This window comes from Intrasporangium sp. (assembly GCF_040414665.1).
Taxonomy (GTDB): Bacteria; Actinomycetota; Actinomycetes; order Actinomycetales; family Dermatophilaceae; genus Intrasporangium.
In genome coordinates this window covers 1-12,936 of sequence record NZ_JBEDUL010000114.1, presented here as the reverse complement: position 1 = coordinate 12,936, position 12,936 = coordinate 1, and the positions used below count along the sequence as shown (strand labels likewise).

Genomic DNA, 12,936 nt, shown 5'->3' with positions numbered 1-12,936 from the left:
GCTCCGCCGCTGAAGCCGACGAGAACGACCGTCCGACCTGCCGGGGCCACCTCGTCGAGCCAGGCCCGAAACCACGCCATCGTGTCCGCCAGCGACTCAGCGATGGGTCGCCCGATTCCGCGGTTGGCAAACCAGGCATAGCCGCCACCCTCGGCGATCGGTGCTCGAACGGCGGCGTAGGCAGCGCCCTCGGGCAGGTGGCCGGCCAGCGCCAGAATCGACTGCTCGTCGGCGCCACGGCCGTGGAGCAGGACGACGAGCGGCGCAGCCGGGTCAGCCGACCCGGCCGTCGCCACCTGGGCCGTCGCGAAACCGCTCGTCACTGTGCTTCCGTCGGACCGACGAGCTTCCAGCCGCTCTGCCAGACCCAGCCCTTCGTCGCGTTGAGCGAGATGTTGAGGAACGCCATCTCCTCGAGGGAGCGAGCCATGCGCAGGCCACCCGCGTCGATGACCCGGTAGCCGAGCGAGGTCGCGAGCTCGCCGGTCTTGGCCTTGGCGTCGGCGTCGTCGCCCGCCACGAAGGCGTCGAGGGGCTGCTCGCCCTCGAAGGGACTGCCGTGCCGGCCGGCGAAGATCGTGTTGAAGGCCTTGACGACCTTGGCGTTCGGGACCTTGTCCTGCAGCTCCTCTGCCGAGGACCGACCGGTCGTGAAGAGGTCGTCGAAGGTCTCGTTGATCGGGTTGGTGGAGTCAACGACGACCTTGCCGTCGAGTTCGCTGCCCAGTTCGTCCGCCACGCTGCTGACCGCGAGGCCGGGCACGGCGAGCACGACGACCTCAGCGTCACGGACCGCATCCGCATTGCTGTCGGCCGACCGAGCGCCCACCTTGGCGGCGGCCTCACGGGCGCTCTCGGCCTCCGAGGCGGAGAGGGTGACGTCGTGGCCGGCCTTCGTGGCCGCTGCTGCAAGAGCGGATCCGACGTTGCCGGAGCCGATGATCGCGATTCGCATGTGTACTCCTCGATGTTGTTGAGTCCTCAACTATTCTCCGAAGTGCCTGCGATGTCAATAGTTGCATGTTAAACTACTGTCATGAAGACGCACATCGACCACGACCTGGTCTCCACCTTCGGCCTGCTCATGGAGGCCTACCACTCCTTGGAGAAGCAGCTCGGCGCTGCTCTCGAGGAGCAGGTCGGTGTGCCGCACACGTGGTTCGAGGTCATGCTGCGGATCTCCCGCGCGGCCGAGGGCCTGGCCCCGATGGGCTCGCTCGCCGACCAGGTGGCGCTGACCGGTGGGGGTGTCACCCGGATGGTGGATCGCATGGTGGCCGCGGGACTCGTCGAGCGCGTGCCGTGCGCGAGCGACCGCCGCGTCGTCTACGCGGGGCTGACGCCAGAGGGGCGCGCGGTCCTCGACAAGGCTGTCTCGGTCCACGACGACAACCTGCGCCGGACGCTGGGCGACTTCACCGACCGCGAGCTCGTCGCGCTCGACGAGCTGCTGCGACGGCTCCGGAGCGCGCGCCTCCCCGCCTGAGAGCCCACCCACCACCCACGGTTTCGTATGCCGCTGAGCCGGCTCAGCGGCATACGCCTGCTTGGGTGGGTGGCCGGGAAAGACGACGGGCCCGGTCGGATGACCGGGCCCAACGTGGTGGAGCGGGCGGCAAGAATCGCACTCACGTCTCCTCCCTGGAAGGGAGGTGTTCTGCTACTGAACTACACCCGCGGGGTGCGGGTCGATGTTAGCGGAGACCGGGTCGGAGACCGAATCGGGCTCACCGAACTCGTCGTGCGCGTCGTCAAGGTCCTTGGTGCCCATGGGGATGAAGCCGAGACGCTTGAGCAGGCGGGGGCCGGGCTCCGCCCAGCTCGGCCAACCGCCCTTCGGCTCCTTGGCAGCGATCTGCGCGTAGAGCGCCTTGGTCATCTCGACCGTGACTTTGCCGTAGAGGCCGTCGGCGATCTGGGACTCCTTGAGGTGGTTCCTCGTCAGGATCTTCGTGCGGGTCGCTGACGCGAGCTGCTTCCACACGACGGCCTGGTAGCGCTTGACGTCGCCGTTCCGTCGGCCCTGCTTGAGGTTGGCGATGGAGATCGTGGGCTGGGGCGGAGGAGGCTTGACGCCGTGCTTCGAGGCGCGGTACTGCTTCCACGTCTGCCGCAGGTATCTCCGGTCGCCATCGTCCGGATCGTCGCCCGCGAGGCCGTTCTCGCCGGCGTACCACTCACGCAGCTGCGCCTTGGCCTCTGGCGACAGATGGCGGCAGTCCTTGAGGACCATGTGCAGGTGCGAGGCCCAGTTCTGATGGAGCCATCTCTTGCGGGTCGGCGACCACCACGTCGGCTCCCGGATGTCGGCGTAGAAGCCGATCTGACGGGCCAGACCCTCGAGTCGGAGCTTCTGCTGGGGGTTGAGGCGGCCCAATGCGAGATCGACGTGGCCACCGCCGGATCCCGTTCCCGCAGAGGCGGTCTGGCCAACCTGGAAGGAACCGAAGCCTTTGATGGGGGAGACCAGGATGTCCTTGCCCGAGGCGCGAGCGAGCTCGTCCAACGGCTCCTTCATGCAGGGACAGATCGTCACGCCGCGCCACGCCGGATGAGCCACGGTGCCTCCTGAGTGTCTCCCTCCATGGTGTCGCTCCTGGTGGCGCTTGACAGGCGAACGCCCCGATCGGCTGAGGATCGGGGCGTGCGGGCCGATACCGGCTGGTCAGGAGGTCGCGGGCTCCTCATAGCCGTAGAGGCGCTTGGCCACGGCATCGGAGACGGATGCGGGGCCGCCGAGGATGACGATGCGTTGCGGCTTGAGTCGTTTGAGCTCGTTGATGGTCGGGGTGACGAGCTGGTCGGTCTTGGTGAGCAGGACCGGTCCTCCGCGGTGGCCGCCGACCGGGCCGGCGGCGAGGGCGTCCGGGAAGTTGGTGCCGGTGGCGATGTAGGCGATGGGGGCGCCGGGCGCGAAGGTCGAGGCAGATGCGGCGGCCGCGACGATGAACCGGTCGGCGCCTCCGATGCGAGTGGCGCTCGGAGCCAGCGCCGCGGTGGCCGTCCGCAACTCCGGGAGCTTCGCGTAGAGATACTGACCCGGGCACTCCGTGGCGTTGACGTTCCGGTGCCCTGAGATGGTGTTGTAGGTCGTGCCCGCGACGACGGTCGTGCCGAGCACATCGACATGGTGCACGGCCGCCTTCCAGGCGATGAGGTTGCGCAGCGCGGTCATGACGGCGGAGGGCGGCTGCACCGTCTCGAAGTCACCGAGGACAGAGGCGCCGAACATCACCGAGTTGACCCCCTCCGCGTGCGCGCCGACGACGGCCTTGTCCATCCCCCCGTGGCGGCCCTCCCAGATACGGCCGAACCTGTCGACGAGGAAGTTGTAGCCGATGTCTCGCCAGCCGTGGCCGGTGACGTGGTACTCGTAGATGCCCTGGATGATGCTCGGCACCTGGCCCTCGGTGTAGCTGTTGGACCCTGCCGTGTGGTGGACCACCGCCGCATCGACGACGCCGTAGTCCGGCTCGGACGGGTCTCGGACCGACTCGTCCGCGCCCCACTGCGCCCGGGTGTAGATGGTCGGCTTGGCAACCGTTGCGACCGCATCGGTCGTGGCGGCCACGGTCGACTCGACTGCGTTCGTGGGGGTCTGTGTGGTCGTCGTGGTGGTGCTCGACGGCGTCGTCGGGGTGCCGGGCTCGACCACCATGAGCTGGGCATCGACCGGGCTCGAGTCCACCTCGGCGATGATGCGGACCTGGATCTCATCCGCGTCCGTGGTGATGAGCGGAGCCGAGCCCTCGCGGCTGCCGCCTGTCTTGGCGGCTGCCTGCTTGGCCTCGGCGGGATCGGGGGCGTGGTCTCCCTCGGCCTCGACGAACCTCCACTCCGACCACGAGCCGGCCTCCTCGGTGCGGTACTGGACGGTCCCGCCCGGGGTGGACCCCGCGTCCCACGTCACTCCGACGACCGCGAGCTCCGGCAGGTCGATCGCCCCTGTCGCCGAGACGACTTCGACCGCCCGACCGCGGGCATGTCCCCGTGCCTCGGCGGCGTCAGCACGGCTCAGCGCGCCGACGCCCCGGACCTTGTTAGCCGGGGCCAGGTCGTGGGTCCTCGTGGTGGCCGGTCCCGGGCGGCCGAGCGTGGTCGGGCCGCCCGCATCGGGCCGTGCCGATGCTTGCGACGCTGGCACGGCCAGGGCAGGAAGCAGCAGGACGACAGCGGCGATCGCGATGCGCGGGCTGGTAGTACGTTCCGTGGAGGGCATTGGCGGGCACCTAACGATTCGGGCAAAATGGGCACAGGTTAACTCCTGCCCCACGAATCAAGGTACCCGCGCTTGGGCGGGTTGTCAGGTTGCCCCCGCCACGGCGCCGCGCCGACTCAGTACGACGTCTTGCACACGACCGTGGTGTCGCCGCCGCCGACGGCGCTCGCGCGCTGGACGACCTGGCCGCGGACGCGCACCATGCACTTGATCATCGAGCTCCCGTTCCCGGTGGTCGCCTGGATCAACACGGTGCCGTGGTCTGCTGGGCCGGTTCCCGACCACGACCGTCCCACGTTGGACTTGGTCACCATGGTGCCGTCCGCGTCGAGGTACGTGACGCTCTCGATCGTGGCGTCCGACGTCACGGAGTACTCGACGACCGAGGCCTGCACCTTCGCGTTGGACTTCGAGTCCTCGACCTGGGACTTGGAGTCCTGGACCTGAGAGTTCGATTTCTTCGCCTTGGAGCTCTCGTACTTGGCGCGTTGCGCTTCGCAGCTCGACTGCGCCCCAGTCAGGGCCACGACGGCAAGGACTGCCGCAATCGTCGTGATGATGCGAGATGGACTGCGGACCGCTTCGTGCGCCATCACACACTCCCCAAGGTGGTGAGTAGGGAACTGCCCGTTCTGATCGGCCGCACCTGGCGGCGTTCTCATGCACCGCTCAGCAACAAGGTTGGTCGCGTGAGCGCGAGGCTGTCAAGGCACAGCGCTACGGGGAAGCGTTGGTGCAGAGGCGAAAGCGGTTCAGCGTGCGCCGTCGACCGCTGAGTACTTCCACACTCGCTCGAGGACGTAGTGTCCGTCGCCCTGCGGGTCGAGCAGCGCGGGACGCGCCTCGTTGATCATGACCGTCGGGTGCATCCGGACGTTGACCAGCGTCTTCCCGCGGAAGGTCAGGTCGAGGATCACGCCCTCCTGCGTCTCCTGCCACCACCCCTGCCCGAAGTAGTGGTTGCCCGGGCTGACGAGCACGACACTCGCGTCGTCACCCCGCTGCCGGAGCAGGAGCGGGCCGGCCACGTGGGTGCCGGAGCCGATGACGTGGTCGCAGCCGGCCTTGTCGAACCAGCCGACCTGCTTCGCCTGTGTCGGCCAGAGGTCGTTGTGGTACTCGGCGCCACCCCACCACTGCGGGTTGCAGATCACCAGGTCGGCGCCGCCCTTCCTGGCTCGGCTCACCCCTGCCTCGATGTTCTTCTGGGTGATCCACGGGACGCCGGCCGTGTCGGAGTCGGCGCTCGCCACTCCGCTCACGTCGTTGAACGAGACGAACCCGAGCTTGAGGCCGGCAACCTCGGCATAGGCCGGCTCGAGCGCCTCGTCGAGGTTCATCCCGAGGCCCGTGCGCGGGATCTTGTACTCGTCCATGAGCCGAAGCGTCGAGCGGATGCCCGGGACTCCCTTGTCGCTCATGTGGTTTGCGGCGAGATAGACGACGTCGAGGCCGAGCGTGTCCCGCCAGTGGGGTAGGACTTTCTCCGGGACGCTGAAGACGAGGGTCCGGCCGAGCTGGGGTTTCCAGTTCTCGTCGGCGATGACCGGGCACTCGTGGTCGGCGATGGCGACGTCGGATCGCTTGATCACCTGTGCGAAGGCACCGTCGTTGCCGGTGTCGCGAGGCTGCACTGCACGGTAGGGCTCCCGGTTCGGTGGGTCGACGACCGCCTTGCCGGCGTACTCCGCCGTGCCCCCGCCAAAGACCCAGCCCCAGCCCTTGCCGCGAGCCACGGCTTGGGTCGCGCCGCCGCGGTCGGCGCACAGGCTGCCGAGGTTGGTCATCGTCCAGATCTCAGACTTGTCGTATGCCGTCCAGCTCGGTTCCAGCCTTGCGCCCGGTTCCGCCGTGGCGAGGACTGGGTAGTCCATCGCACGGGCCTTGGCGTCACCGAACAGGTCCACGCCGAACATCCCGAAGGGCCCCTTGCCGGCGATCGGGAGCACCTTGGTCGCAGGCTCCACGAGCCCGGGCGGGAGCAGGGCGATGCGCTTCTGGCCCTTCTTCACCGTCGCTGGGATCTCGTCTGCCTGCACACAGGAGGCATCGGAGGTCAGGGCCGGCTCGGTGACCTCCACACCGCACGGGATCACCAGCTCGCCCCGGTTCGCCAAGGCGCCAAGCTCCTTGACGGTGATCGTCGACTTGAGGTTGGTGAGGCCGGTGACCACGGCCAACGGGAACGTGGTGGGCTGTTCCTCCGTGGTTGTCGTCGGGCTCGCTGTCGCCGATGAGGTGCCCGTCGAGGTGGCCCTCGCGGTTGTGCTCGGCCCGGGGCTCGCGGTGGTGCACGCCGCCACGAGCATCACGCCAACGGCGAGCGCCGTACCCCGGAACATCCTCGGCGAGTTCACGGCGACAGCCTAGGCGGCCGCGTCGCCCAACGCCGCTCGGAGTACCACGACACACGAGATCACCCGAAGTGGGTGAAGGAGTTTCGGCACCGTCGGGACGACGATCCAGTTGTGGCTGGGCCCGTCGTGCCAGTCAGCGGGCAGTCACTCACTCGGTGCGGGGCATGGACAGGGGGACGGATGGGAACGAGCGGGCTCGCGTCTGACGGTCTAGTCTCGCTGCCGGATGCCGTGGATCGGGATCGCCTGCTCGCCACCTTTCTCGAGCTGGTGGCCGTCGACAGCCCAACCGGACACGAGACCGAGATCGGCCGGCTACTCGAGACCCGGTTCGCCGGCCTGGGCTGCGAGACGTCGCGGGACGAGATCGGCAATCTGCTTGCCGTCATGCCCGGCACGGGGCCGGGCACGATCTTGATCTCGACCCACATGGACACTGCAGGCTCCGACCGCGGAATCACGCCCATCATCGACGACGGTCTCATCCGGACGGACGGGTCCACGATCCTCGGAGCGGACGACAAGTCCGGCATCGCCTGCTGCCTGGAGCTGCTGACCCTGCTTCGAGATACGCCGGCTCAGCCGAGGCCGACGATCGAGTTCGTCGTCAGCGTCGGTGAGGAGCGGGGGCTCGTCGGCTCCCGGCATCTCGACGTGTCGAGGTTGACGGCCAGTCACGGCTTCGTGCTGGACACCGCCGGACCGATCGGCTCCATCACGTACTGGACGCCGACCTCCGTCTATCTGACGATCACCTTCACCGGCCGCAAGGCGCATGCCGGCGTGGAGCCGGAGAAGGGAGTCAGCGCTATCCGCATGGCGGCCGAGGCCGTCGCCGCGATGCCGCTGGGTCGTATCGATGAGGAGACCGTCGCGAACATCGGCACCGTCAGCGGTGGCGAGGCACGCAATATCGTGCCCGGGTCGGTGGTCCTTGAGGGGATGGCGCGCAGCCACGACCAGGCGAAGCTTGACGAGCAGGTGCGGGCCATCAGGGAGGCGTGCGAGCACGCAGCCGGGCGGCATGGCGGTCAGCTCGAGTTCGCGGCCGAGGAGATCTATCGCACCTACCGGATCCCGGAGGGGGCCCCACCATACCGGGAGGCTGCGGACGCGATCCGGTCGCTCGGGCTCACCGTGACGCCGCGCAAGTCGGGCGGTGGCACCGACGCGAACCTTTTCAACGCCAAGGGGATTCCTTGCGTGGCGCTGCCGACGGGAATGGTCGACGAGCACGCCACCTCCGAGCGGATCAGCATCGATGACCTGGTCGCCGCGTGCCGGGTGCTGGTCGCCATAGCCACCCGGACGCGGCGCGACGGAGGGCCGACATGAGCACCACGTCTCGCACGACACGTCTGTCCGTCGCCATCGCGGTCGCCGCGACACTGGCCACCGCCGGGTGCGGTGTCACGACGCAGCGCGAGCTGTGCCGCCAGTACGCCGACGTCACCACCAAGGCCCAGCAGCTCCGACAACTCGACACCACGGCGAACTCTCCCGAGTTCGTCCAGAAGCTCTTCGCCGACTTCGGGACCGAGGTCGACCAGTTCCAGTCGACCACTGAGGGCAGCCTGGACGTGGCGATCAGCGGCCTTCGGTCCGCGTTGGCTGATGCCCGTGCGGACGTCGCCGCCGCGGCAAACCAGGCGGACGCCCAGGTGCAGGCGTTGCTGCAGGAGGACGTGCATAACATCCGCACCCAGTGGGCCCTCGTCCAGCAAGCCGTGGAGGCGCAGTGCGGCACGAAGTAGGTGGCATTCGGCATACGCCGTCGGTCAGCCAAAGAGGAAGGACAGGGACATGACAGTGAGCTTCGTACTCGAGGCCCTCGTCGTCATCGGGTGCATCATCATGGGCACGCGTGCAGGTGGTGTCGGGGTCGGCCTCTGGGGCGGCCTGGGTGTCGCCGTGCTCGTCTTCGTGTTCCGCGAGCCGCCGGGTGAGCCGCCCGGATCGGCCATGCTCATCATCCTGGCCGTCGTGACCGCGGCGGCGATGATGCAGGCCGCGGGTGGCATCGACTGGATGGTGCTTCAGGCAGCGCGCGTGATCGAGAGCAGACCGAGGCAGATCACGCTGATCGCGCCCCTGACGGCCTTCGCCTTCTCTATCGGGTCCGGCACGGGCAACATCCTCTACCCGCTGCTTCCCGTGATCTATGACGTGTCGTATCGCAACAACATCCGCCCGTCGCGGCCGTTGACCGTGACCGTCGTCCAGTCCGGCATGGCGCTCGCGGCCTCTCCCGTCTCCGCCGCGATGGCGGCGATGCTCACGCTGACCGACGTCGCGCCGTACAACCTCGGCCTCACGCAGATCCTGTCGATCACGATCCCCGCATGCATCATCGGCATTGTGGTCACCGGGCTGGTGGTGAACCGCATGTGGCCGGAGCTCGACGACGACCCCGAGGTTCAGGCCCGAATCGCGTCTGGCGCGCTCGAGGCGCCGGCTGCAGTGGCCGCCCGCGAGCCCGCCGCGGCTGGCGCCGCGGCAGCAGCTGGAGGTTCCGCGACGGACACGATCTCCGCCGGTGGGGCCGACGACTCGGCGGCTCCTGCGTCCGGCTCGGCCCCTGCGTCCGGCTCGGCCCCGGCGCCCGCGTCGGCGCAGCTGACGGCTACCAAGGAAGGGCGCAACGCGGCCCTCTGCTTCCTCGGGGGCGTACTCGTCATCGTCATCCTCGGTCTCTTCCCCGACCTGCGTCCGTCGTTCGAGGTCGAAGGCGAGTCGGTGCCGATCGACATGACCACGACCATCGCGATCGTCATGTTCGTTGCAGCGGTGGCGATCATGCTCGTGGGCCGCCCGGATGTGAAGTCGGTTCCGGACCAGTCGGTCTTCAAGGCTGGCATGGTCTCGGCGATCGCCCTGTTCGGTATCGCCTGGCTCACCGCCACCTTCATCAATGCCCACGAGGAGTACATCGTCGACACAGTGGGCAGCTGGGTGACCAGCTACGTCTTCGTCTTTGCGGTCGCAGTCTTCATCGTCGCCGCGCTGACCACGAGCCAGTCGACAGCCACCCGCACCATCGTTCCGATCGGCCTCGCGGCAGGGCTGGCCCCGGGCATGCTCACTGGCATGTGGGCCGGTGGCCTCGGCGGTGTCTACGCCCTGCCTGCCAACGGCACCCAGATCGCCGCCGCGAACTTCGACCTCACGGGCACCACGAAGCTCGGTACGAAGCTGCTCGACCACAGCTTCTTCGTGCCGATGCTCATCATGACCGCGACCACCGTGCTGGTCGGCGCGGCCATCGGCGCAATCTTCTACTGACCGAGCCGAACCCATCCTTGGAAGGACGACGAACAGACATGGATCACCAGGACATTGCCGCCAAGGCTGCGACCCTCATGCCCGACGTCCTGTCCGACCTCGAAGGACTCGTCGCCATCCCGTCGGTGGCGTTCCCCGGGTATCCAGCCGAGCCGGTCCACGAGATGGCCGAGAAGACGCTCGCGATGTTCCGCGCAGTCGGCTTCGAGAACGCCGCACTGATGGAAGTGCCGAGTGGGTACCCGCCCATCTACGGGGAGATCGCCGGGCCGCCGGGATCCCCGACGGTGCTGCTCTATGCGCACTACGACGTGCAACCGGCGCCGCCGGAGCAGGGCTGGTCCTCCGACCCGTGGACCCCGACCCGCAAGGCTGACGGGCGCATCTACGGCCGCGGTGCCGCGGACGACAAGGGCGGCATTGCCGCGCACCTGGGCACGCTGCGCGTCTTCGACGGCAAGCCCCCGTGCACGGTCAAGCTCCTGCTGGAGGGAATGGAGGAGACCGAGAGCAACCTCGAAGCCTTCGTCGAGGCACACCCCGACCTCGTCCAGTGCGACGTCTTCCTCGTGTGCGACATGGGCAACCTCGAGGCTGGCGAACCCGTCCTGACGACGGCCCTGCGCGGCGACGTTGCCTGCATCGTCACGGTCAGGACCTTGGAGCACCCGCTGCACTCCGGCGTCCACGGCGGCGCAGCGCCAGACGCCATGATGGCGCTCGCCCGGCTGCTCGCGACCCTGCACGACGAGAACGGCGACGTGGCCGTCCACGGCGTCTCGTCGGGGGAGTGGACCGGTGCAGACCTCAGTGAGGCCGCCTTCCGCGAGGGCGCCGACCTGCTCGATGGCGTGCAGCTCACCGGCACCGGCTCGATGGGCTCCCGGCTGTGGTCCCGGCCGTCGGTCTCCGCCATCGGCCTCGACATGACGACGATCGCCGGCTCCTCGAACGTCCTCATCCCCGAGGCCCGGGCGAAGATCTCGATGCGGATCGTGCCGGGCGCCGACCCGGTCAAGGAGCTCGACGCGCTCGTGGCCCATCTTCAGTCCCACGCACCGTGGGGGGCGCAGGTCGAGGTCGTGCGGACGAAGGAGGCGCCGCCATTCCTGTGCCGCACGGACGGACCGGCCTATGCCGCTGCTCGTCTGGCGCTCAAGACGGCATACGGCAAGGAGCCCGGGGATGCCGGCAGCGGGGGCTCGATCCCCCTGCTGCGCACCCTGGAGCAGCTCGTGCCCGGCGCGGAATTCATCCTCGTGGGGCCCGAGGACGTCGCGAAGGCCAGGATCCACGCATCCGACGAGAGCGTCGACCCGAGCGAGATCGAGAAGCTGATCGTCACCCAGGCCGTGTTCCTCGAAGAGCTCGCATCGGCTGGCTAAGTGGCGACTCAGAGACCTTGAGCCGCCGCGACAGGCCCGTTGGGGTCGGTGTTGCACGGTCGGAGCGAGCGACGGGAATCGAACCCGCGTATCCAGCTTGGGAAGCTGGCGCTCTACCATTGAGCTACGCTCGCCGAGCCGCTGAGACCGAGGTGTCGGCGGCACGCGGCGTCAGTGTAGCCGACGCCGTGCCGCTTGACCGAAGGACCCTTCACAGCATGGATCTCGCCAAACGGGACGCCCTCGTCACGCATGTCCGGGGGCGGGGTGGCACCAGCGGTCAGGTCGCCGTCACGCTCGAGCAGTACTTCGATGGCAACGACTGCGAGTGGTGCATCGCCCCCCACCGATCCCAGGACCTGGTGCTCGACGACGTCCGCCGGGTGCTGCTGGCCCTGCGCGACCATCCGGACGTCCACGAGGTGCGCATCGAGCTGGAGCAGCTCGAGTTCGACGCGCTCCCGGACGACGAGTGGCCCCACGCCAGCGGCGCCGCGGTCATCACCACCCTCATGCCCGACGAGGTAGACGCAATGCTCCTCGAGGCGGAGGTCGACCCGAGCGGCGGTCCGGCCTCGAATGCCGACTGGCTCATCGATGCACCGGCGATCCCCGAGGGCCACCACTACGTCGGCGTCTGGTGGGCCGACCACCACGGTTGAATACCTCCGTGACCCAGCTCCAGATCGCCATCTCCGTGCTGTGTGGTGTTGCGGCGTTGCTCGTCCTGGTCCAGGTCATCCGGGATCGCCCCGTCAACAAGCCGATCATCGCGATGCTGGGGCTCATCGAAGCCGCACTCGTCGTGCACCTCATTCTCGGCGTCCAGTGGCTGAGCGGCGACCGGCCCGACATCCCGGCGCTGACGTACCTCGGCTACCTGGTCGCGTCCCTGGCCGTCCTGCCGCTCGCTTGGGGCTGGTCGTGGGCCGAGCGGAGCCGCAGCGGCACGGCGGTGCTTCTCGTCGGGCTCGTCGTGACCCCGTACCTCTTCGTCCGCCTCCACGAGATCGCCACCCCCGGCCGCTGAAGCAGCAGCGGCCAGACTCACCCAGGACGTGGTGTCGGCCCTTCGCCCTACGGTGTGGGAAGACGGAAGGAGAGACCGATGACGCCGCGAACCTATCCCGAGGGCGTGACCTGTTGGGTCGACCTGGAGGCAGAGGACGTCGACGAGGCGGCGCGGTTCTACGGCGCCCTGTTCGGCTGGACCTTCGTCGAGGCTGCACCCGAGCGCGGGTACCTCGTCGCACAGCGCCACGGCGAGGATGCTGCCGGTATCGCTCGGCGCCCGGACGTGCCGGCTACAAGCAGAAGCGGATGGAACACCTACATCGCAGTCCGGGACATCACGCAGGCGGTCGACCGCATCACGCGCGCCGGGGGTCGAATCACAGAGCCACCGGCAGACCTGGCCGAATCGGCCACCACCGCGTCGTGTGCCGACCCCGAGGGAATCCCCTTTCGCCTGTGGCAGGCTCGCGGGCGACATGGCGCACAGGTCGCCAACACCGCCGGGGCTTGGAACTTCAGCGACCTGCACACCGCGGATGCCGCAGGAGCGAGGGGCTTCTATGGCGGGGTATTCGGCTGGGTCTTCGACGACCTCGGTTTCGCGACGATGATCCGCCGGCCCGGTTACGGCGACCATCTGGCTGCCACGTCCGACCCCGGGATCCGCGAGCGGCAGTCG

At 68.5% G+C, this 12,936-nt stretch carries 15 protein-coding genes and 2 tRNA genes; 9 read left to right on the top strand and 8 right to left on the bottom strand.

The window, feature by feature from the left end:
* Positions 1 to 323 (bottom strand): alpha/beta hydrolase (locus tag ABF401_RS12545; protein ID WP_502908236.1); only part of this gene is annotated, 323 nt, incomplete at its 3' end.
* Complete coding sequence (locus ABF401_RS12540) at positions 320 to 955, bottom strand: NADPH-dependent F420 reductase (RefSeq protein WP_502908235.1); 636 nt, start codon at positions 953 to 955, stop codon at positions 320 to 322. The genes ABF401_RS12545 and ABF401_RS12540, both read right to left, overlap by 4 nt.
* Positions 956 to 1,036: 81 nt before the next feature.
* On the opposite strand from ABF401_RS12540, the gene ABF401_RS12535 reads away from it, so the two are divergent.
* Positions 1,037 to 1,486 (top strand): MarR family winged helix-turn-helix transcriptional regulator, encoded by a 450-nt coding sequence (locus ABF401_RS12535; protein ID WP_353509902.1) that lies wholly within the window; start codon positions 1,037 to 1,039, stop codon positions 1,484 to 1,486.
* A 118-nt stretch (positions 1,487 to 1,604) separates the two neighbouring features.
* Here the strand turns inward: ABF401_RS12535 and ABF401_RS12530 are convergent.
* From ABF401_RS12530 to ABF401_RS12510, 5 genes are all read right to left on the bottom strand, one after another.
* Positions 1,605 to 1,678: transfer RNA gene (locus ABF401_RS12530), tRNA-Gly, on the bottom strand.
* Positions 1,661 to 2,518, bottom strand: coding sequence for a hypothetical protein (locus ABF401_RS12525; RefSeq protein ID WP_353509901.1), 858 nt, complete (start codon positions 2,516 to 2,518; stop codon positions 1,661 to 1,663). Before ABF401_RS12525 ends, ABF401_RS12530 begins: the two co-directional genes overlap by 18 nt.
* A gap of 147 nt (positions 2,519 to 2,665) precedes the next feature.
* A complete protein-coding gene (locus ABF401_RS12520; protein ID WP_353509900.1) occupies positions 2,666 to 4,219 on the bottom strand; it encodes a cell wall-binding repeat-containing protein in 1,554 nt (517 codons plus the stop codon).
* A gap of 116 nt (positions 4,220 to 4,335) precedes the next feature.
* The gene (locus tag ABF401_RS12515; RefSeq protein ID WP_353509899.1) at positions 4,336 to 4,812 is read right to left on the bottom strand and encodes a hypothetical protein; all 477 of its coding nucleotides are present in this window, start codon (positions 4,810 to 4,812) and stop codon (positions 4,336 to 4,338) included.
* A 159-nt stretch (positions 4,813 to 4,971) separates the two neighbouring features.
* The gene (locus ABF401_RS12510; RefSeq protein ID WP_353509898.1) at positions 4,972 to 6,393 is read right to left on the bottom strand and encodes a CapA family protein; all 1,422 of its coding nucleotides are present in this window, start codon (positions 6,391 to 6,393) and stop codon (positions 4,972 to 4,974) included.
* On the opposite strand from ABF401_RS12510, the gene ABF401_RS12505 reads away from it, so the two are divergent.
* The 5 genes from ABF401_RS12505 (at position 6,386) to ABF401_RS12485 (ending at position 11,243) form a co-directional block, all read left to right on the top strand.
* Positions 6,386 to 6,589 carry a hypothetical protein gene (locus tag ABF401_RS12505; protein ID WP_353509897.1) on the top strand — a complete coding sequence of 68 codons (204 nt, stop codon included), beginning with the start codon at positions 6,386 to 6,388 and terminating at the stop codon, positions 6,587 to 6,589. The two genes, ABF401_RS12510 and ABF401_RS12505, sit on opposite strands and share 8 nt — an antisense overlap.
* Before the next feature lie 218 nt (positions 6,590 to 6,807).
* The gene (locus tag ABF401_RS12500) at positions 6,808 to 7,911 is read left to right on the top strand and encodes a M20/M25/M40 family metallo-hydrolase (protein WP_353509896.1); all 1,104 of its coding nucleotides are present in this window, start codon (positions 6,808 to 6,810) and stop codon (positions 7,909 to 7,911) included.
* Positions 7,908 to 8,330, top strand: coding sequence for a hypothetical protein (locus ABF401_RS12495; protein WP_353509895.1), 423 nt, complete (start codon positions 7,908 to 7,910; stop codon positions 8,328 to 8,330). Before ABF401_RS12500 ends, ABF401_RS12495 begins: the two co-directional genes overlap by 4 nt.
* A gap of 49 nt (positions 8,331 to 8,379) precedes the next feature.
* Positions 8,380 to 9,858: an anaerobic C4-dicarboxylate transporter family protein gene (locus tag ABF401_RS12490; RefSeq protein ID WP_353509894.1), complete on the top strand. Its 1,479-nt coding sequence runs from the start codon at positions 8,380 to 8,382 to the stop codon at positions 9,856 to 9,858.
* Positions 9,859 to 9,896: 38 nt separating this feature from the next.
* The gene (locus tag ABF401_RS12485; RefSeq protein ID WP_353509893.1) at positions 9,897 to 11,243 is read left to right on the top strand and encodes a M20/M25/M40 family metallo-hydrolase; all 1,347 of its coding nucleotides are present in this window, start codon (positions 9,897 to 9,899) and stop codon (positions 11,241 to 11,243) included.
* 63 nt (positions 11,244 to 11,306) lie between these two features.
* Here ABF401_RS12485 and ABF401_RS12480 read toward each other — a convergent pair.
* Positions 11,307 to 11,377 (bottom strand) — tRNA-Gly (locus ABF401_RS12480).
* A gap of 84 nt (positions 11,378 to 11,461) precedes the next feature.
* Here ABF401_RS12480 and ABF401_RS12475 point away from each other — a divergent pair.
* The 3 genes from ABF401_RS12475 to ABF401_RS12465 form a co-directional block, all read left to right on the top strand.
* Positions 11,462 to 11,905 (top strand): YfbO family protein, encoded by a 444-nt coding sequence (locus tag ABF401_RS12475; RefSeq protein ID WP_353509892.1) that lies wholly within the window; start codon positions 11,462 to 11,464, stop codon positions 11,903 to 11,905.
* 8 nt (positions 11,906 to 11,913) lie between these two features.
* Positions 11,914 to 12,273, top strand: a complete 360-nt coding sequence (locus tag ABF401_RS12470; protein ID WP_353509891.1) for a hypothetical protein — start codon at positions 11,914 to 11,916, stop codon at positions 12,271 to 12,273.
* 78 nt (positions 12,274 to 12,351) lie between these two features.
* A partial coding sequence (locus tag ABF401_RS12465) for a VOC family protein (protein WP_353509890.1) occupies positions 12,352 to 12,936 on the top strand: 585 nt, incomplete at its 3' end.

Excerpts from the sequence above, each read along its gene's own strand:
- ABF401_RS12475 (WP_353509892.1), top strand. The coding sequence starts at position 11,462 with ATGGATCTCGCCAAACGGGACGCCCTCGTCACGCATGTCCGGGGGCGG.
- ABF401_RS12495 (WP_353509895.1), top strand. The coding sequence starts at position 7,908 with ATGAGCACCACGTCTCGCACGACACGTCTGTCCGTCGCCATCGCGGTC.
- ABF401_RS12515 (WP_353509899.1), bottom strand. The coding sequence starts at position 4,812 with ATGGCGCACGAAGCGGTCCGCAGTCCATCTCGCATCATCACGACGATT.
- ABF401_RS12535 (WP_353509902.1), top strand. The coding sequence starts at position 1,037 with ATGAAGACGCACATCGACCACGACCTGGTCTCCACCTTCGGCCTGCTC.
- ABF401_RS12485 (WP_353509893.1), top strand. The coding sequence starts at position 9,897 with ATGGATCACCAGGACATTGCCGCCAAGGCTGCGACCCTCATGCCCGAC.
- ABF401_RS12525 (WP_353509901.1), bottom strand. The coding sequence starts at position 2,518 with ATGAAGGAGCCGTTGGACGAGCTCGCTCGCGCCTCGGGCAAGGACATC.
- ABF401_RS12540 (WP_502908235.1), bottom strand. The coding sequence starts at position 955 with ATGCGAATCGCGATCATCGGCTCCGGCAACGTCGGATCCGCTCTTGCA.
- ABF401_RS12520 (WP_353509900.1), bottom strand. The coding sequence starts at position 4,219 with ATGCCCTCCACGGAACGTACTACCAGCCCGCGCATCGCGATCGCCGCT.
- ABF401_RS12490 (WP_353509894.1), top strand. The coding sequence starts at position 8,380 with ATGACAGTGAGCTTCGTACTCGAGGCCCTCGTCGTCATCGGGTGCATC.